This is a genomic window from Allobosea sp. (genome assembly GCF_051860145.1).
Lineage (GTDB): Bacteria > Pseudomonadota > Alphaproteobacteria > Rhizobiales > Beijerinckiaceae > Allobosea.
In genome coordinates, this window is sequence record NZ_JBHYEM010000005.1 from 298223 (window position 1) to 317467 (window position 19245).

General features: G+C 67.0%; 18 protein-coding genes. 4 read left to right on the top strand and 14 right to left on the bottom strand.

The features are described 5' to 3' along the window. Positions 1–131: 131 nt before the first annotated feature. From hutG to ACTIF2_RS11520, 3 genes are read left to right on the top strand one after another with little or no spacing between them, the layout of a single operon-like run. Positions 132–938, top strand: a complete 807-nt coding sequence (gene hutG, locus ACTIF2_RS11510) for an N-formylglutamate deformylase (RefSeq protein ID WP_439497199.1) — start codon at positions 132–134, stop codon at positions 936–938. Continuing rightward, positions 935–2602 carry a urocanate hydratase gene (gene hutU / locus ACTIF2_RS11515; protein ID WP_439497200.1) on the top strand — a complete coding sequence of 556 codons (1668 nt, stop codon included), beginning with the start codon at positions 935–937 and terminating at the stop codon, positions 2600–2602. The genes hutG and hutU overlap by 4 nt, the downstream gene beginning before the upstream one ends. A 2-nt stretch (positions 2603–2604) precedes the next feature. Next, positions 2605–3192 carry a HutD/Ves family protein gene (locus tag ACTIF2_RS11520; RefSeq protein WP_439497201.1) on the top strand — a complete coding sequence of 196 codons (588 nt, stop codon included), beginning with the start codon at positions 2605–2607 and terminating at the stop codon, positions 3190–3192. Here ACTIF2_RS11520 and ACTIF2_RS11525 read toward each other — a convergent pair. From ACTIF2_RS11525 to ACTIF2_RS11570, 10 genes are all read right to left on the bottom strand, one after another. Next, positions 3189–4706, bottom strand: a complete 1518-nt coding sequence (locus ACTIF2_RS11525; RefSeq protein ID WP_439497202.1) for an argininosuccinate lyase — start codon at positions 4704–4706, stop codon at positions 3189–3191. The genes ACTIF2_RS11520 and ACTIF2_RS11525 overlap by 4 nt on opposite strands. 92 nt (positions 4707–4798) lie before the next feature. Beyond that, on the bottom strand, positions 4799–5986 hold the full coding sequence (locus ACTIF2_RS11530) for a class I SAM-dependent methyltransferase (protein WP_439497203.1): 1188 nt from the start codon (positions 5984–5986) through the stop codon (positions 4799–4801). 178 nt (positions 5987–6164) lie between these two features. Next, positions 6165–7571, bottom strand: coding sequence for a TRAP transporter large permease (locus ACTIF2_RS11535; RefSeq protein ID WP_439497204.1), 1407 nt, complete (start codon positions 7569–7571; stop codon positions 6165–6167). Between the two features lie 3 nt (positions 7572–7574). Beyond that, positions 7575–8153, bottom strand: coding sequence for a TRAP transporter small permease (locus ACTIF2_RS11540; protein WP_439497205.1), 579 nt, complete (start codon positions 8151–8153; stop codon positions 7575–7577). 128 nt (positions 8154–8281) lie between these two features. Then, positions 8282–9256: a sialic acid TRAP transporter substrate-binding protein SiaP gene (locus tag ACTIF2_RS11545; protein WP_439497206.1), complete on the bottom strand. Its 975-nt coding sequence runs from the start codon at positions 9254–9256 to the stop codon at positions 8282–8284. Between the two features lie 37 nt (positions 9257–9293). Next, positions 9294–10049, bottom strand: coding sequence for a FadR/GntR family transcriptional regulator (locus ACTIF2_RS11550; RefSeq protein ID WP_439497207.1), 756 nt, complete (start codon positions 10047–10049; stop codon positions 9294–9296). Positions 10050–10160: 111 nt separating this feature from the next. Further along, on the bottom strand, positions 10161–10940 hold the full coding sequence (locus tag ACTIF2_RS11555; RefSeq protein ID WP_439497208.1) for an ABC transporter ATP-binding protein: 780 nt from the start codon (positions 10938–10940) through the stop codon (positions 10161–10163). After that, on the bottom strand, positions 10937–11710 hold the full coding sequence (locus tag ACTIF2_RS11560; RefSeq protein ID WP_439497209.1) for an ABC transporter permease: 774 nt from the start codon (positions 11708–11710) through the stop codon (positions 10937–10939). The genes ACTIF2_RS11555 and ACTIF2_RS11560 overlap by 4 nt, the downstream gene beginning before the upstream one ends. Positions 11711–11712: 2 nt before the next feature. Continuing rightward, complete coding sequence (locus ACTIF2_RS11565) at positions 11713–12222, bottom strand: mismatch-specific DNA-glycosylase (protein WP_439497210.1); 510 nt, start codon at positions 12220–12222, stop codon at positions 11713–11715. After that, a complete protein-coding gene (locus ACTIF2_RS11570) occupies positions 12219–13184 on the bottom strand; it encodes an ABC transporter substrate-binding protein (RefSeq protein ID WP_439497211.1) in 966 nt (321 codons plus the stop codon). The genes ACTIF2_RS11565 and ACTIF2_RS11570 overlap by 4 nt, the downstream gene beginning before the upstream one ends. Before the next feature lie 239 nt (positions 13185–13423). On the opposite strand from ACTIF2_RS11570, the gene ACTIF2_RS11575 reads away from it, so the two are divergent. Beyond that, a complete protein-coding gene (locus tag ACTIF2_RS11575) occupies positions 13424–14980 on the top strand; it encodes an acetolactate synthase large subunit (RefSeq protein ID WP_439497212.1) in 1557 nt (518 codons plus the stop codon). A 136-nt stretch (positions 14981–15116) separates the two neighbouring features. Here the strand turns inward: ACTIF2_RS11575 and ACTIF2_RS11580 are convergent, their stop codons facing one another. From ACTIF2_RS11580 to ACTIF2_RS11595, 4 genes are all read right to left on the bottom strand, one after another. Beyond that, positions 15117–16160 (bottom strand): histone deacetylase family protein, encoded by a 1044-nt coding sequence (locus ACTIF2_RS11580; protein WP_439497213.1) that lies wholly within the window; start codon positions 16158–16160, stop codon positions 15117–15119. 153 nt (positions 16161–16313) lie between these two features. Continuing rightward, positions 16314–16970, bottom strand: a complete 657-nt coding sequence (locus tag ACTIF2_RS11585; protein ID WP_439497214.1) for an ATP-binding cassette domain-containing protein — start codon at positions 16968–16970, stop codon at positions 16314–16316. Continuing rightward, positions 16967–18646: an ABC transporter permease gene (locus ACTIF2_RS11590; RefSeq protein WP_439497215.1), complete on the bottom strand. Its 1680-nt coding sequence runs from the start codon at positions 18644–18646 to the stop codon at positions 16967–16969. Before ACTIF2_RS11590 ends, ACTIF2_RS11585 begins: the two co-directional genes overlap by 4 nt. After that, complete coding sequence (locus ACTIF2_RS11595; RefSeq protein ID WP_439497216.1) at positions 18643–19245, bottom strand: TIGR04282 family arsenosugar biosynthesis glycosyltransferase; 603 nt, start codon at positions 19243–19245, stop codon at positions 18643–18645. Before ACTIF2_RS11595 ends, ACTIF2_RS11590 begins: the two co-directional genes overlap by 4 nt.

Consider the following 19245-nt stretch of genomic DNA (forward strand, 5'->3'; position numbering starts at 1 on the left):
CAAGACGTGGATGCTCGCCACAAGGGCGAGCATGACGGGGCGTGCGTCATTCTCGGGCAGAGCGCAGCGGAGACCCGAGAATCTCTTGCAGGAGATGCTCCGGTCAAGCCCGAGCATGACGGAGCCACCTCATGACCGACATCTTCACCGTCACCCGCGGCAGCTCCCCGCTTGTCCTCTCCATGCCGCATCCCGGCACCGGCCTGCCGGACGAGATCCGCGCGGCGCTCAACCCGACCGGCCTCGCCGTCGAGGACACTGACTGGCACATGCGCCAGCTCTATGCTTTCGCCGGGCGCTTCGAGCCGACCATCGTCGAGGCGCATCTGTCGCGCTATGTCATCGACTTGAACCGCGACCCATCCGGCGCCTCGCTCTATCCCGGCCAGGCGACGACGGACCTGGTGCCGATCACGACCTTCGATGGCGAGCCGATCTGGCCCGCGCCACCGGACGAGGCGGAGATCGCGCGGCGTATCGCGCGCTATTTCCGGCCCTATCACGATGCGGTGGCGGCCGAGATCGCGCGGGCGAAAGCCGAGCACGGTTTCTGCCTGCTCTGGGACTGTCACTCGATCGCCTCGGTGATGCCGCGGCTCTTCCCCGGCACGCTGCCGACACTCAATCTCGGCACCAATTCGGGCGCGAGCTGCGCACCCGAGATTCAGGCGGCGGCGGAAGCCGCGCTCGCCGGATCCGGCTTCAGCCATGTCAGCAACGGCCGCTTCAAGGGCGGCTGGATCACCCGGCATTACGGCCAGCCGAGCCAGCATGTGCACGCGATCCAGATGGAGATCGCGTTCTGCGCCTATCTCACCGAGGAGGCGCCGCCATGGCGCTTCGACGCAGCCAAGGCCGCCAGGCTGCAGACCGCGCTTTCCGCCATCATCGAAGCCGCGCTCGACGCGGCGACCAAGCTCGAACGGAGCCATTCATGACCCGCATCGACAACAGCCGCGTCATCCGCAGCCCGAAGGGCAGCGAGCTCTCGGCCAAGAGCTGGCTGACCGAAGCGCCGCTGCGCATGCTGATGAACAATCTCGACCCCGATGTCGCCGAGAAGCCGGGCGAGCTCGTGGTCTATGGCGGCATCGGCCGCGCCGCCCGGACCTGGGAGGATTTCGACCGGATCTGCGCCTCGCTGCGTTCGCTCGAAGCCGACGAGACCCTGCTGGTGCAATCGGGCAAGCCGGTCGGCATCTTCCGCACCCATGCCGACGCGCCGCGCGTGCTGATCGCCAATTCCAACCTGGTGCCGGCCTATGCCAACTGGGAGCATTTCCACGAGCTCGATAAGGCCGGGCTGATGATGTACGGCCAGATGACGGCCGGCTCCTGGATCTATATCGGCACGCAGGGCATCGTTCAGGGCACCTACGAGACCTTCGTCGAGGTCGGCCGCCAGCACTACAATGGCAGCCTCAAGGGCAAGTGGATCCTGACCGGCGGTCTCGGCGGCATGGGCGGCGCCCAGCCGCTGGCCGCGACCATGGCTGGCGCCTCGATGATCGCGGTCGAGTGCAAGCCGTCCTCGATCGATTTCCGCCTGCGCACCGGCTATCTCGACGAGAAGGCCGACAGCGTCGACGAGGCCCTTAAGATCATCGAGGCCGCCCATGCCAAGGGCAAGGCCGTCTCGGTCGGCGTGCTCGGCAATGCCGCCGAGATCTTCCCCGACATGGTCCGCCGCGGCATCCGACCCGACGTCGTCACCGACCAGACCTCGGCGCATGATCCGCTCAACGGCTACCTGCCGGCGGGCTGGACGCTGGAGGAATGGGAGGAGCGCAAGGAGCGCGACCCGGCCGGGACGATCGAGGCGGCGAAAAAGTCCATGGCAAGCCATGTCCGCGCGATGCTCGACTTCCAGCGCATGGGCGTGCCAACGCTCGATTACGGCAACAATATCCGCCAGATGGCGAAGGATATGGGTGTCGACAACGCCTTCGACTTCCCCGGCTTCGTGCCGGCCTATATCCGGCCGCTGTTCTGCCGCGGCATCGGGCCGTTCCGCTGGGCCGCGCTCTCCGGCGATCCGGAGGACATCTACCGCACCGACCAGCGCGTCAAGGAGCTGATGCCGGACGACACGCACCTGCATAACTGGCTCGACATGGCGCGCGCGCGCATCAAGTTCCAGGGCTTGCCGGCGCGGATCTGCTGGGTCGGGCTCGGCGACCGGCATCGGCTCGGCCTCGCCTTCAACGAGATGGTGGCGAAGGGCGAGGTCAAGGCGCCGATCGTGATCGGCCGGGACCATCTCGATTCAGGCTCGGTCGCCTCGCCGAACCGCGAGACCGAGGCGATGAAGGACGGCTCGGATGCCGTCTCCGACTGGCCGCTGCTGAACGCCCTGCTGAACACAGCCGGCGGCGCGACCTGGGTCTCGCTGCACCATGGCGGCGGTGTCGGCATGGGCTATTCGCAGCATTCGGGCGTCGTCATCGTCGCTGACGGCACGCCGGAAGCGGCCAAGCGCCTGGAGCGCGTGCTCTGGAACGACCCGGCGACCGGCGTGATGCGTCATGCCGATGCCGGCTACGAGATCGCCATCGACTGCGCCAAGGCGAAGGGGCTCAAGCTGCCGGGCATCCTGGGCTGAGCATGCGCATCATCCGCGCCGCCGAATGCCGCTCGATGCCGTGGAAGAACGGCGGCGGCACGACGACCGAGATCGCCGTCTCGCCCGAAGGCGCCTCGCTGAGCGATTTCGACTGGCGCATCTCGACGGCGCATGTCGGGGCGGACGGGCCGTTCTCGACCTTTCCCGGCATCGACCGGACGCTGTCGGTGCTGAAGGGCAATGGCATCGCGCTGGCCTTCGCCGACGGCGAGACGGTCAGGCTGGAGCGGGCATCCGAACCTTGCGCCTTCGCGGCCGACCGGCCGGTCGAGGGCCGGCTCCTCAGTGGGCCAATCGACGATCTCAACGTGATGACGCGGCGCGGGCGCTGGTCGCATCAGATGACGCGCCTCACCGGGCCAGGACCGATCGAGCTCGCTGCCACCAGCCAGATCCTCATCCTCGTCGCCAACGCGAACCGCTGGACACTGACGGATGGGTCCGACGCCGAAAGCCTCGGTACCGGCGACAGCGCGATGCTCGACCGGGGAGAGGCCGTCACGCTCTTGTCCGAGCGCGACGGCGACGCGATCTACGCGATCGCGCTCACATCTGAGGCGCCATTCTAGGGCGCCTTAGCCTGCAGCTTCTGGAAATCGCCGTCGAGCCTGACCAGTGACGAGGTGATCCTCGCGCGCTTCTCCTTGATCCACTCGGCCTGCTGCGCGTTTCTCTGCCTGGCCTCGCCCAGCATGCGCTGCATCTCGGCAGGCTGCGGCCCGCCGGCCGAGGCGCGGTTGCGAATGATGGCGATCGGATCGAGCGTCGAACGGAACTCCGCCTCGCTCATCGGCAGCTCCGCCGGATAGTCCGATCCCTTCACCGCCTCGGCATAGATGCGCCTCGCCTCCGCATAGGGAAAGTCGAGCGGCTTGATGTCCTTGTCCTTCGCGTAGGACACGACATCCGACGCAAAATGATGCCCGACCCGGAAGGGCAGCTTGTATTTCCGCATCAGCACGTCGGCGAGCTCCTGTGAGGCGGTCCAGTCGCTGTTCAGTTCCTCGAGCGCGCGATCCGGGCTGATCACCATCCCCTTCAGGATCCTGTCCCAGTTCCTCAGCACGGCGATGCCGCTCCTGACCATGGCGCTGTTGGGCTTTACCTCCTTGGGGTCGCCCATTCCGGGCGTGATGTTATGAGCCTGGATGGCGACGCCCATGGCCAGCGAGATCGCCGTCGATGCATCGCGCCGCGTGCTGTTCAGCAGTCCCGGATTGCGCTTCTGCGGCATGGCGCTGGAGACATAGGTGTTGCCGTCGCCCTCCTGCAGCAGGATCCAGGGACGGGCCTGCGCATATTGCGTCATGATGTCTTCGACGAAGTTTCCGGCGTGAAGGGCGATGCTCGTCACGATGCCGCCGGCCTCGACGGGCTGCTCCATCGACGAGATCTGGGCGGCGTCATAGGCATTGTCGACGGTGGCGGCGAAGCCGAGATAGTCGGCCATGCGCGCGCGGTTGAGCGGCCAGCTCGTGCCGTTCAGCACCGTCGTCCCCATCGCGGAGCGGTCGATGCGCGCATAGGCCTCGCGAATGCGCTGCGCGTCGCGCTCCAGCCCCGCGGCATGCCCGAGCAGATAGTGCCCAAAACTGTTGGGCTGCGCCGCCACACCGTTGGTGTAGTTCGGAACGATCGTATCGACGTGCTTTTCCGCCAGGCCGACGAGGGTCGCGGTCGTCCGGCTCAGCTGATCGGCCAGGGCCAGCATGTCGTCGCGCAGGATCGCGGCCCGGTAGGTGGCGTGCATGTCCTGGCTGGAGCGGCCGGCATGGAGCAGCGTCACGTCCTCCCCGGCCGCCGCGATCAGCAGCGGCTCGAAGGTGATCACCGTGGAGGGGCGCTTGGCGCCGGGCTTGGCCCCGTCCTCGAGAACCTTGACGATGCCCGCGGTGATGCGGGGCGCCATCGCCTTGTCGAGCAGGCCTTCCTCGGTGTTGATCACCGCGGTGGCCTTGTTGATCTCGCCCAGCCAGAAGAATTCGTCGCGGACGGGCGCGTCACGAGCCGGCGCGTCCTGGGCCAAAGCCGGAGCGGCGTGGGCAAACATCGCCAGGCCGAGCGCAAAAATGTGAAATCGCATGTGTTCCCTCCGCTGAACTTATTGCATTCAGCGTATCGGGAAGCAGGGGGCCGCTCAATCTCGCAAGCGACCGGCCGCCCTGCGGCGCCGCTTCACCGCTCCATGTAGCCGCGCGTCATCGGCAAGGTGTCGAGCTTCCTGGCGAGCTGGAGCTGGAAGACGACGAGGTCGTTGTGGCGGAAGCTCGCCTCGGAGGCCGCGAGATAGAACTCCCACATCCGCGCGAAACGCTCGTCATACATCGCCACCGCCTCGTCACGCCGGGCGAGGAAGCGTTCGCGCCAAGCCTTCAGCGTCTCGGCATAATGCAGCCGCAGGACCTCGACATCGGTGATCACGAGCCCCTCGCGCTCGACCGCCGCCGTGATCTCGGACAAGGCCGGAATATAGCCGCCGGGGAAGATGTATTTGGCGATGAAGGGATTGGTGGCGCCGGGCGGCGTGGTGCGGCCGATGGTGTGGACGAGCGCGACGCCGTCCTCCGTCAGGAGTTCGGCGATCTTGCGGAAATAGGCCCGGTAATAGCCGACGCCGACATGCTCGAACATGCCGACCGAGATGATGCGCTCGAACGGCCCGGCGACATTGCGATAATCCTCGAGCTTGAACTCGATCGGCAGGCCTGCCGCTGCGGCGCGCTCCTGCGCGATCGCGAGCTGTTCGGTCGAGAGCGTGATGCCCTTCACCTTGGCGCCGGTCTCGCGTGCGATGCTCAGGCCGAGCCCGCCCCAGCCGGAGCCGATATCGAGGACGCGCTGGCCGGGCTCGACCGCGAGCTTGGCGATGAGCCTGTGCTTCTTGGCGGCCTGCGCCTCCTCCAGCGAAATCCCCGGCTCCGGAAAGAAGGCGCAGGAATACTGCATGTCCGCGTCGAGGAAGAGCTTGAAGAAATCCGCCTTGAGATCGTAGTGGCGCGAGACGTTGCTCCGCGCCCAGGCCGGCGTGTTGTGCTGGCTGAACCGGCGGATGGCGGTGCGCGCCCGAGTGAGCGCCTGGACCCAGGCCGAGGGCGCCTGCTCGTGCAGGCCCGCGACCAGCAGGTCGAGCAGATCGTACAGGCTGCCCTGCTCGACCACGACCCGGCCGTCCATGACCGCCTCGCCCAGCGCGAGTTCGGGATTCAATGCGAGCTGGAGCTCGGTCGGCCGGTCGAGGATGCGCATGGTCAGCGCGGGCTTGCTGCCCGATCCGACCAGGCGATGCGAGCCGTCGGCGAAGACGATCTCGAGCGGCGGCGATGTCACCAGCTTCGCGAGCATCGATTCAATGAGCGAACGCAATTGCTTCACTCCTGTCGGCGATAACCCCTTCGCTTACAAAAATGGCAATCCGCAGGCGCGACTGCAACTCCTCAAGTGCCGCCGTTTACCGGCTGCACTGCATTGCTGAATTGATGCTGACGCATGCCTTCAAAGCCAAAGGGCTGAGCCCATGCGCCAGACGCAGGAACCGCCGTTGTTACCGCAGCATTCCCATGGTTCGCGGCAACCACAGCGTCAGCTCGGGGATGAAGGTGATCGCGATCAGCGCCGCGAAGAGCGGCACCAGCCAGGGCAGGATCGCCATGGTGGTGCGCTCGACCGAGAGTTTGGCGACGCGCGAGAGCACGAACAGCACCATGCCGAGCGGCGGATGCAAAAGGCCGATCATCAGGTTGAGCGTCATGATCAGGCCGAAATGGATCGGATCGACGCCGAGCTTGAGCGCGATCGGCAGCAGGATCGGCACCACGATGGTGATCGCGGCGATGGTGTCGAGGAAGCAGCCGATGAAGAGCAGCAGCAGGTTCACCAGGATCAGGAAGACCCATTTGTTCTGGGTGAAGCCGAGGATGAGGTCGGACAAGAGCTGCGCCGTGTTGGACACGGTCAGCAGCCAGGCGAAGATCGAGGCGGCCGTGACGATGAAGAGCACCGAGGCCGTGGTCTCGATGGTGTCGAAGGTCGCCTTGGTCAGGCTGCGCATGGTCATCGAGCGATAGCGCACGAGCCCGAGGAAGAGCGACCAGATGACGGCGGCGGCAGCCGCCTCGGTCGGGGTGAACCAGCCCAGCGTCATGCCGCCGATCAGGATGACCGGCGTCATCAGCGCCATCACGGCCGAGAAGTCGAAATAATAGTCGAGCGCCAGCAGCACCACGAGCGCGAGGCCGATCGCGGCATTCTCCGAGAGGCCGGCCCAGATCAGCGCATAGGCCACGAGCGGGAAGGAGAAGACGACGACGACCTCGATCCCGGCTGCGCCGAGCTGGCGCAGCGAGAACTTCGTGTCCGAGCCCCAGCTGTAGATGCGAGCGAAAATGGCGACGGTCGCCATCATGAACAGCGTCATCATCACGCCGGGGACGACGCCGGCGAGGAAAAGCGCGCCGATCGAGGTATTCGACATCATGCCGTAGATGACGAAGGGCAGCGAGGGCGGAATGATCGGCCCGAGCGTAGCGGAAGCGGCCGTGACGCCGACCGCCACCTCGGTCGAATAACCGTGGTCCTTCATCGCCTTGATCTCGATCGTGCCGATGCCGGCGGCATCCGCGATCGCGGTGCCCGACATGCCGGCAAAGATCACCGATCCGATGATGTTGACCTGCGCGAGGCCGCCGCGCATCCAGCCGACCAGCGCAACCGCGAAGGAATAGATGCGGCCGGTGATGCCGGCGATGTTCATCAGGTTGCCGGCGAGAATGAAGAAGGGCACGGCGAGCAGCGGGAAGCTTTCGACGCCGGCGATCATGCGCTGCGCCATGATCACGTCGGGGACGGTGCCGGAAATGACGATGAAGGCGAGCGAGGCGACGGCCATGGCGATCGCCACCGGCACGCCGAGGATCATCAAGCCGAGGAAGGTTCCGAGCAGGATCAGCACCGTTCAGTCCTCCGATCCGTCGAAGGCCGCGGGGCGCTCCAGCACCGAATAGCCGCGCCGGGCGTTCTGCCAGGCGATCTGGATCGAGCGCAGCGTCATCAGCGCGAAGGCGATGAGGACGGCGTTGAAGATGATCGATTTGGGGAACTGGATGGTCGTCATCATCTCGTCGGGGATGAGCGACGCGTATTTGTGCATGAGCCAGGTACCGTAGCCGAAGAAGGCGATGCGGATCAGGTCGACGGCGGTCGACAGAACGCGGCCGGGGCCGTGCGGCAGGTAGCGATAGAGGAAATCGACCTGGATATGCCGCGAGGCGCGCACGCAGAGCGAAGAACCGAGAAAGACGACGACGATCAGCGCGTAGATCGCGATCTCCTCGGTCCAGGCATAGGAATCGTTCAGTACGTAGCGGGTGAAGAACTGCAGGACAACACAGCCGACCATAAGCCAGAAGGCGGCGAGCGTGAACCAGTCCTCGACGCCGTAGCCGGAGAGATCGGCCGGGGGCGGCGCTTCGTCGAAGACCTGGGCGATCTCCTCGCTCGTCACCTGGGTGTGGATTTCCGGCGTCGTGGTCATGGCAAGGATCTTTTCTGACGAAAGGCTACGTGCCGGCGTCATTCTCGGGCGGAGCGAAGCGCAGACCCGAGAATCTTCGGGAAGAGATGCTCGGGACGAGCCCGAGCATGACGAGGGTTGCAGTCAGCTCACTTGATCGCCTGGATGCGTTCCCAGTCGGCCTTGCGATAGCCGTACTGCTCGAAGGTCACGTTCTTCTGCACGGAGGCGAGGAAGTCGGCCTTGTCGATCTCCGTGACCGAGAGCCCCTTGTCCTTGAAGACCTGGACCAGCTTGGTCTCGTCGGCCTGGATCTTCTTGGTGGCGCGCTCGGCCGCCTCCTGGGCGACGTCGGTGAAGATCTTGCGGTCCTCGGGCGAGAGCTTGTCCCAGAGCTGCTTGGCGACGACCGTGTTGAGATGGTCGACGATGTGGCCGGTCAGCACGATGTGCTTCTGGACCTCGTAGAACTTCTTGGCGTCGATGGTGTTGAGCGGGTTCTCCTGCGCCTCGACCGTGCCGTTCTGGAGGGCGAGATAGACCTCGGCGAAGGCGATCGGCGTGGTGTTGGCGCCGCAGGCGCGCGGCATGGCGAGATAGGCCGGCACGTCGGGCACGCGGATCTTCAGGCCCTTCATGTCGGCGCAGGTCTTGATCGGCTTGTTCGAGGTGGTGTGGCGCGTGCCGTAATAGGTCACAGCCAGGATCTGGTGGCCGGTCTTCTCCTGATAGCCGTTCGCCATCTCCTTGAAGACGTCGCTCTTCACATAGGAGAGCAGATGGTCGGGGCCGCGGAAGATGAAGGGATAATAGGTCACGCCGATCGGCGGGTAGCTGCGGGCCGCGAAGCTCGATCCGGAGATGATCATGTCGACCGTGCCGAGCGTCAGGCCCTGGTTGATGTCGGTCTCCTTGCCGAGCTGCGAAGCCGGATAGACCGTGATCTCGTATTTGCCGTTGGTGCGCTTCTTGATCTCCTCGGCGGCCCAGACCGACTCGGTGTGGAAGGGTTCAACGGTCTCGTAGACATGGGCCCATTTCAGCTTGGTCTGCGCCTGCGCCGGTGCACCGGCGAGGAGAAGGCCGGCGGCGGCCGCCGCGGCCAGGGTGAGATAGGTCTTCATCTGCTGTCCTCCCATGGACTTAAAAACTGGTTCCGCGTCAGTTCTTGCTGGCCGGGCAGGCGTCGACGCTCTCCTGCCCAGTTGAAACGCCGTCTCCGAAACTTTGTGAAAAGCGCTCCTGCGAGCGCCGCAAATGCCGCCGCATCGCCACGCTCGCGGCCTCGCCGGAGCCGGCGGCGAGCGCATCGCGGATCGCCCTGTGCTCGGCGACGGCGGCCCGCCAGGAGCCGGCATTCTCAAAGTAGCTCGCAAGCTGCCGGAAGTACGGGTTGATGCGCTGGTCGAACAAGGTTCCGACGAAGCGGACCAGCACCGCATTGCCGAGGATCCCGGCGATCGTGGCATGGAAGGCCCGGTCGAGCGCGACCAGTTCGTCGCTCGAGAGACAGGCTTCCTTCATTTGCAGCAAGATCTCGTCCAGCCGCGCGATATCGGCGCCACTCGCCTGAGGCCCGGCTTCGGCGCAGACGGCGCTCTCGACCAGCTCGCGCGCCTTCAGGACCTCGAAAGGCCCCTCCGGCGCATCGTCGGCGACGAGGATCGCAGACGGCGCGGCCCGCGGCGGATCGACGACATAGACGCCCGAGCCCATGCGGATGCGCACCCGGCCCTCGACCTCGAGCGCGATCAAGGCCTCGCGTACTGAGGGGCGCGAGACGCCGAGCTTCTCGGCGAGTTCGCGTTCGGGCGGCAGACGGCCGCCCACGGGATATTCGCGCCGGTCCATGAGATGGCGCAGCTGATCGGCGATCTGACGATAAAGGCGCGGCGACTCGACGGCTTCGAGCGGCACGTGTCACTCCCCGGTCCCATCCCGCCCCGGCTCCTGCCGAGGTCATTTGGCCATGTGGTCAGGCCAATTGGGAGAGAGCGAACCACCATACCGGCGGCGAGTCAACGGCGCTCAGGCTGCGCTGGCCATCACCTCCGCCCGGATCTCCTCGACCAGCCGTTCCTTGAGCGCGACGAATTCCGGGCTCGTCTTGATGGTGTAGGGCCGCGGATGCGGCAGCGAGACCGGGATATCGGCCTTGATGCGGCCGGGCCGGGCGCTGATGACGACGACGCGCGAGGCCATGAAGATCGCCTCCTCGACGTCATGCGTGACGAAGAGCACGGTCTTCCGCTCGCGTTCCCAGATGCCGAGCAGCATTTCCTGCATCAAGGCGCGGGTCTGGTTGTCGAGCGCGCCGAAGGGCTCGTCGAGCAGCAGGATCTTGGGGTCGTTGGCAAGCGCGCGGGCGATCGCCGTGCGCTGCTGCATGCCGCCCGAAAGCTGCTTCGGAAAGTGGTTCTCGAAGCCCTTGAGGCCGATGCGGCCGGCCCAGTCGGCAGCGAGCTTCAGCCGCTCGGCTTCCGCCATGCCCTTCTCGCGCAGGCCGAAGGCGATGTTCTGCGCCACCGTCAGCCACGGGAAGAGCGTGTAGCTCTGGAAGACGAAGCCGCGATCGGCGCCCGGCCCGGTGACCGGCTCGCCATCGAGCAGGATGCGGCCCTCGCTCGGTGTCTCCAGACCGCCGATCATGCGCAGCAGCGTGGATTTCCCGCAGCCCGAGGGGCCGAGGATGGTGATGAAGTCGTTGTCGCCGACGCTGAGCGAGGTCGGCAGCAGGGCCCGTGTCGCCTGGCCGCCATGGCGCCCCGGAAACGACTTGCCGACATTGTCGATGACGAGCTTGCTCATTTGGCGGCCCAGGGGAACAGGCGCTGGTTGACCGCCTTGAACAGGAAATCCGAGATCAGCCCGATCAGGCCGATGACGATGATGCCGAAGATGATCTGCCCGGTGTTCAGCAGGGCCTGGCTGTCGGTGATCATGTGGCCGATGCCAGACGAGGAGCCGATCAGCTCGGCGACGATGACATAGGTCCAGGCCCAGCCGAGCACCATGCGCAGGATCTCGGCGATCTCGGGGGCGGCGTTGGGCAGGAGCACGCGCAGCACGACCGAGCGATCGCCGGCGCCGAGCGTATAGGCGGCGTCGACGAGGTCGCGCCGGATCGAGCCGACCGCCACCGCGATCATCAGGATGAGCTGGAAGACCGAGCCGATGAAGATGACCAGCAGCTTCTGGGTCTCGCCGATGCCGGCCCAGAGGATCAGCAGCGGAATGAAGGCCGAAGCCGGCAAATAGCGCGCGAAGGAGACGAAGGGCTCGAAAAAGGCCTCGATCGGCTTGTAGGCGCCCATCATGATGCCGAGCGGCAGCGCCACGATGACGGCGAGCACGAAACCGCCGATGACCCGCCAGATCGTCATGCCGATATCGAAGGCGAAGCCGTATTCGACCAGCAGCTTGTAGCCCTCGCCGACCATGGTCAGCGGATCGGCCAGGAACAGGCGCTGGACATAGCCGCCGAAGGTCGCGACTGACCAGAGCGCGACGAAGAGCGCGAAGAAGGCGAGCCCGAGCCCGATGCGGGAGGGTGCCGAGACCGGCTGAAGCGGCTTCATCGTCAGGCCGCCTGCTGCGCGCGGCAGGCCACTGCCAGGTCCCGCCACGGCGCGATCGACCAGAAGCCCGAGGCGGCGCCGGAGGTGGATGGCAGCACGAAAGCCGCGCAGCCGGCAACGTCGACGGGCTGTCGGCCATAGAAGATCCGCGGGCCCGGCAGGCCGAGCACGGCCTGGGCCGCCCGCTTGCCGTTGAAGGCGATGAAGGCCGGAGCGGCCGCACGCATCTTCATCAGGAATCCTTCAACATCGAAATGAGCAGGCAGGAGCGCGGTGTCCGGCCCCGATGTCGTCTTGGCGACATCGGTGAGGCCAATCCCATACTCGGGCAGGCAAGAGAATTCCTCCGGGCGCAATTGCCGGGGGACAAGCCCGACCGCGTGCAGCACCGGCCAGAACCTGTTTCCCGGACCGGCATAATAGGCGCCCCGCAAGGCCGAGACCCGCCCGGCCTGGGTTCCGCAGAAGACGATTCCGAGACGCGGCGCCAGCACGTCCGGCAGGATCGTCACATCGCACCGGCCGTGACGAAGCGCGTATCGACCAGCGCGTTGATATCGGGCTTCGACTTGATCAGGCCGATCTCGAGCAGCAGGTCGGCAGCCTTGGCGGTGAAGGCCTGCCATTCGCCGGCGAAGAACGCCTTGTTGCCCTCGGCATCCGACCAGCGCAGGAAGCCGGCCGACTTGCCGAACTGCTCGCCGGTCTGCTTCACGTCGGCGCCCATGATGCCATAGGCCTTGGCCTGGTCGGACTTGATCATGGCGACGGCCTCGAAATAGCTCTTGGTCAGCCCCTTCACGGCGTCCTCGTTGGCCGCGATGAAGGCCGGCGTGCAGCCGAAGGTGTCCATCACCATCGGATAGTCGAGCGTGGTCGCGATGATCTTGCCGGCGTCGGGCTTGTCGCGCACGGCGGAGAGATAGGGCTCGTAGGTCATCGCCGCGTCGTTCTGGCCGGCGATGAAGGCCTGCGCCGCCGGGCCGGGCTCCATGTTGACCACGGTGACGTCCTTCACCGACATGCCGTTTTCCTTGAGGAACCAGGCCAGCGCGAAATAGGGCGAGGTGCCGGGCGCCGAGGCTGCGACCGTCTTGCCCTTGAGCTCCTTGATCGAGCCGGTCGCGCTGCGCACCGCCATGCCGTCGGCGCCATAGCTCTTGTCGAGCTGGAAGATCTGCTTGGTCTTGATGCCGGCGGCGTCCCAGACGATCCAGGTCTCGACGGTCGTCGCGGCGCATTGGATGTCGCCCGAGGCCATGGCGAGGTGACGGTCCTTCTGCGGGATCTTCTTGATCGTCACGTCGAGGCCGTTCTTGGCGAAGATGCCGGCCTCCTTGGCGAGCACCAGCGGCGCGAAGCCGGTCCAGCCGGAGATGCCGATCGAGACCTTGGTCTGCGCCTGCGCGGCACCGGCCAGGACAAGGGCCGCGACGCCGAAGCCGGCCGCCCCAAAACGCTTCAAACCCGTCATGATCCGTCTTCCCCTGCTGTGCTTGCGTTCACGCCGTGGTGCCGAGGCTATCGCAGCCTCATCCGCGGCGGGATGCAACCTTCGTTCCAAGGCAGGTTAAATGCATATGCAAATCCGTCAAGGCGGCGATCAGTTTCCTGAACGAAGGCGATAAATTTCTCTTGTTTGACAGCAGGCGACGCTTCCGTTCCCCTCGCTGCCGTCCCGCGCGCCGCGCATCTCCCCACGAGGTTTTCCCCATGAACGGCGCCGACCGCCTTTGCGACACGCTTCTCGTCAACGATGTCGATGTCTGCTTCGCCAATCCCGGCACCTCCGAAATGCATTTCGTCGCGGCGCTCGACCGCAAGCCGGAGATGCGCTGCGTGCTGGGCCTGTTCGAAGGCGTGGTGACGGGCGCGGCCGACGGCTATGCCCGCATGGCCGACAAGCCGGCGGCGACGCTGCTGCATTGCGGGCCGGGCATGGCGAACGCGCTCGCCAACATGCACAATGCCCGCCGGGCCTGGACCCCGATGATCAATGTCGTCGGCGACCACGCAACTTATCACCTCGTCCATGACGCGCCGCTGACCAGCGATATCGAAAGCCTGGCCCGGCCGATGTCGCATTTCGTCCGCCGCATCGCCACGCCGGAGGATGTCGGGCCGGCGATCGGCGAGGCCTATGCCGCCTCGCTGTCGCTGCCCGGCGTCACCACGGTGATCCTGCCGGCCGACTGCGCCTGGGGCAGCGTCGAGCCCGCGAAACTTTCGCCCACGGCCGTGCCGAAACTGAAGTCGATTGATGCCGGCGCGGTGGCCGAGGTTGCGGCGGCCTTGCGCAAGCACGGCAAGCGCGCCGCGCTGATGATGACCAACATGGCGCTGCGCGAGGGGCCGATGGAATTGGCGGCGCGGATCTGCGCCGCCACCGGCGCGCGCGTCTTCGGGCAGATGTCGAACGGACGCGTCGAGCGCGGCGCCGGCCGCGTCGCCCTGCCGAAAGTGCCCTACCCCGTCGATATCGCGGTCGAGCAGCTCAAGGAGATCGACCTCCTGGTGCTGGTCGGCGCCAAGGTGCCGGTCGGCTTCTTCGCCTATCCCGGCAAGCCCGGCCGCCTGATCCAGGACAGGTGCGCGGTGGTGACGCTCGCCGAGATCGGCGACGACCTGCCGCTGGCGCTCGAGATGCTGGCGGACGAGCTCGGCGCGCGCCGGGCCGAGCCCGCCTATATCGCCCAGCCGCGCGGCGAGACGGCTGCGCTGCCCACCGGCGCGCTCGACGCCGACAAGGTCTGCACGATCGTCGCGAGCCTGCTGCCCGAGAACAGCATCGTCTGCGACGAATCGGTCTCGTCGGGCCGCGTCTTCTACCAGCAATGCGCCAACGCCCCGCAGCACGACTACATCCAGCTCACCGGCGGCGCGATCGGCGAAGGCATTCCGCTCGCGATCGGCGCGGCCGTCGCCTGCCCCGACCGCAAGGTCATCGGCATGCAGGCCGACGGGTCCGGCATGTACACGGTGCAGGGGTTGTGGACGCAGGCGCGCGAGAATCTCGACGTCGTCACGGTGATCTTCGCCAACCGCACCTACCAGATCCTGCATGGCGAGATGCGCGCCGTCGGCGTCAATGATTTCGGCCGCAACGCCAAGCTGATGCTCAATCTCGACGAGCCGGCGCTGGACTGGGTCGCGATGGCGCGCGGCATGGGCGTCGAAGCGGCCCGCGCGACGACGGCCGAGGAGTTCACCAAGCTGTTCCAGGGCGCGCTGTCGCGGAAGGGCCCGTTCCTGATCGAGGCAGTGATCTGAGGCGAAGGCCTGCCCTTCTCCCCTCGGGGGAGAAGGTGGCAGCGCGTAGCGCTGACGGATGAGGGAAGGATGGCGCACCCGGTCGAAGCGCCCTCATCCCCCTGCCGGGACCTTCTCCCCCGAGGGGAGAAGGAAGCTATCCCTTGAACTCGCCCAAAAACGCATCCAGGCAGCCGCCGATCGCCTCGATCGCGTAGCCGCCCTCCTGCACCACCAGGGTCGGCAGGCCCATCGCCCTGACCTGCCGGCCGATCGTGCCGAAATCGACGGCCTCAAGCTTGAGCACGCCGATCGGGTCGTCCTTATGCGCGTCGTAGCCGAGCGCGAGGACGATCGCCTGCGCGCCGAAATCGCGGATGGCGCGGCCGGCGCGATCGACCGCCGCCTCCATCTCCGCGCCGCCCGCGCCATGGGCGAGCGGCAGGTTGAGATTGAAGCCCTCGCCCGGCCCGTTGCCTCGCTCGTCCTCATAGCCGGTGTAGAACGGATAGTAGTTCGCCGGATCGGCATGGACCGAGATCGTCAGCACATCGTCGCGGCGATAGAAGATCTGCTGCGTGCCGTCGCCATGATGAGCGTCGACATCGAGGATCGCGACCTTGCCGAATTTCGAGCGCAGCCGCTGAGCGGCGACAGCCGTGTTGTTGATGTAGCAGAAGCCGGTGGCGCGGTCGGCGCGGGCATGGTGCCCGGACGGTCGGCAGAGCGCATAGATCGCGCGTTCGCCCGCGAGGATCGCATCGGCGCCGGTGACGGCGGTCTCGGCCGAGCGCAGCGTCGAGATCCAGCAATGCTCGCCGACCGGCACCGAGAGATCGCCGAGGAACCAGCCGAGCTGCCCGACGATCCCGGTCGGGCGGCAGGGCGGGCGAACGTCCTCGTCGACCCGGCCGCTCCAATAGGGGAAGGTGTTGGGCCAGGCTTCGGGGCCGCGCTCGGGAAGCTGCTGCCAGCGCTCCCAAAGCGTCTCGAGGAAGCGCACGAACTCCTCGCTATGCACCTTGAGGATCGGATCGACGCCATGGGCCGCCGGACGCTCGGGCGCGATGCCGTGGCGGGCGAGCGCCCCGAGCAATTGCTCCGTCCGCTCCGGCAAGTCCTTCGGCGCAACGATGCGGCCGAAGCGCATATATTGCTGCGGATCGTGGAGCGACTGGTCGGGGTGATAGAAGGCGCGCATGCGGGATCGATCCTCGGATGGGTGACCTGCACCGCCGCCGGGCGGTCCAGGTGCTGGCGACATGATGCTTAGCAAGGACCGGGCTTGCGGTCAGGCCGCGGCCACGCCGCCCCGGTCTGCGTCCATGTCGGGCTCGGGCGAGCGCAGCAGGCGCTAGAGGCTGATGACGGGACCGCCCGCCGCCTCGGCGTCCTGCGGATCATGCGTCACCATCAGCACCGGCAAGGCACGCCGGCGCGCCTGCTCGAAGACCATGGCGCGGAACTGGTCGCGCAGGACGCTGTCGAGCTTCGAGAACGGTTCGTCGAGCAGCAGAGCCCGCGGCCGGGAGATCAGCACGCGCATCAGCGCGACCCGCGCGCGCTGTCCGCCCGAGAGCGTGGCGGGATCGCGCTCGCCAAAACCGGCGAGATCGGCGCTCGCCAAAGCCTCATCGACCTGCGCCCGGCGCTCAGTGCGTCCGCGCACCGTTTCCGGAAGGGCGAAAAGCAGATTGCCGGCGACCGACAGATGCGGGAACAGCAGATCGTCCTGAAAGAGCAGGCCAAGACCGCGCTGCTGCGGCTTCAACGTAGTGACGTCGGCATTGTCTATCGAGACCACGCCGCTTGCCTGGAAAATCCGCCGGTCGAGGAAACCGGCGACATAGGCAAGCAGGCTCGACTTGCCCGATCCGCTCGGGCCCATGACCGTCGCGACCGTGCCCGGCGCAATCACGAGATCGAGACCGTCGATCAGCGCCACCGGCCCCAGCCGGATCACGATCCGGCTGAGCACGAGCGCCGGAGCCTGGGCCGTGGTCGCGGTCATGCCAGGCCCCGCCGGTTGCGGAAGATGATGCGTGGAACGATCACCGCGACGGCATAGCAGACCAGGGGCACCAGCGCCTGCAGCAAGCCGAGCACGCCGATGGTCGCGCGGTCCGCACCGCTCGCCAGCGTCAGCGCCTCGGTGGTGATCGTGGCGATGCGGCCTGCACCGGCGAAGACCGTGGCGAGATATTGCCCGATGCTGACGGCGATGCCGACGGCGGCCGCGACGAGGATCGGCCGCAGCAGCATCGGCAGCTTCAGGCTCAGGAAGATGCGCGCCGGCGACGCGCCCAGGCTCGCGGCGCTGCGGGCATAGCGCGGGTCGAGCGCCCGCCAGGGATCGGCCAGGCTGAGAAAGACATAGGGCAGCACGAAGACCAGATGAGCCCAGATCACGGCGAGCATCGTGCCGTCGAGCCGCAGCCGGACGAGCGCGACCTGGAGACCGAACAGGAAGGCGATCTGCGGCACGAGCAGCGGCACATAGAGCAGCCAGAGAACGCCATTGCCCGGCTTGCGGGCGCTGCGCGCCTCATGCTCGAGGCAGCCGATGCAGAGAAGGAGCGCGAGCGCGGTCGCCGCGGCCGCCAGCACAACCGTGGTCGCCAGCGTGGCAAGGAGGCGATCCGATGAACTCATCCAGGCCGCCACGCTCCAGGATCGCGGCAAAGCCGCACCGAAGGGCCAGCTTGCGGTGAAGGACCACAGGGCGAGAGCCAGCAGGGCGAGGAGGCCGATCGCGAGCGTGAGCCAAACCAAGCCGGCCACGAGCGGCAGCAAACGGTCGGCCAGTCCCTGCCGGCCGCCGCGCTCCGCCCAGGTCCGGCCGAAACGGCAGAGCAGGACTTCGCCGAGCCGGCACAAGATGAGGCCAGCCAGGACCAATCCGAGCTGAAGCATGCCGGCGGCCGCGGCCGGCAGGTAGCGCGCGAGGTCATAGTCCGAGAACCAGCGGGTCGCGAGCACGGCGAGCGGCGGCGGGTTGCCCGGCCCCAGTACCAGCGCCTGGTCGACGACCGAGAGCGAATAGGCGATCACGGCGTAGAAGGGCAGCCGGATCTGCGGCCAGAGCTGCGGCAACACCAGCTTCAGCCATGCGGTGTGGCGGGCATAGCCCATGCTGCGGGCGCCGGCGATCAGCCGCGCGGCCGGCACCTGGCCGAGCGCTGCGGCGATCATGATCACGAGATAGGGGATCTCCTTGGTCAGGAGGCCGAAGACCAGCGCCAGCCCATAGGGGTCGCGGATCGTGACGAGATCGCCGGGCGGCCGCATCCACCCTGTCAGCTCGGGCGAGATCAGCCTGACGATCCAGCCCGACGGCGCCAGGACGAAGGCGAGCCCGAGCGCGATCGAAGCGTGGGGCGAGGCCAAGAGTGGCGTCAGCAGCGCCTGGAACCGGGCGAAACGCCGCGAATGCGAGAGCGTCGCGACGAGAGCCACGGCGCCGAACAGCGACAGGAGGCTCGCCAGGAACCCGACCGTCACGGTCAGCCTCAGCGACGATGCGAAACCGGGCCAGCCGAGGAGCGTGCGCCAGGGCTCGAGCGAAATCTCCGTGGCGCCGATCGCCGGCAGATAGCCGAAGGCAGGCGCAAGCGTGCCGGCGAGCCCGACGAGGACGGGGGCCAGGAAGACGAGAATGGTCAGAGCCGGAACGAGCCGCAGCATCATGCCGGTCTGCCATGCAGCGGCAGGCGTTTCCAGCGGCGCCAGTCGCGGGCGTCGTCGACGTCGAAGAGCGTTTCGACCAGCGCCACCCTGGCGTCCGCGAGATTGGCGAGCGTGTCAGCGAGTGCGTGCTCGCTCGACCAGCGTACGCCGTCGAAGAGATGGCGCGGCCGGAATCCGGCGCGCAGGCCGACGAGCCAGAAGCCGCCATCCTCCGCCGGGCCGAAAACCGCGTCATGATGGCGGAGCGCGGCAAAGGCAGCGTTCAGATGGCCAGGCGCGATGCCGGGGATGTCGGACCCGATCAGGACGATGGGACCGCGCGTCAGCGCGAGGAGATCGCGCATACGCGCGCCAAGATCGCCCGGGCCCTGCGCGCAGCGGGCGAGCCCGACGGGCCAGAAGGTTGCGCCAATGGCTCGGGGTGGATCGACCGCGAGCAGCGTGCGCCAGCGCCGGTCGAAGCCGACACGCCGCAGCAGCGCGGCAGTGGCGGCCCGGTAGAAGCGGACGGCCTCGACCGCCCCGACCTCGCGCGCCAGCCGGGTCTTGATCCGGCCGGCGAGCGGCGCCTTCACCATGACGATCAAGGTGGGGACCAT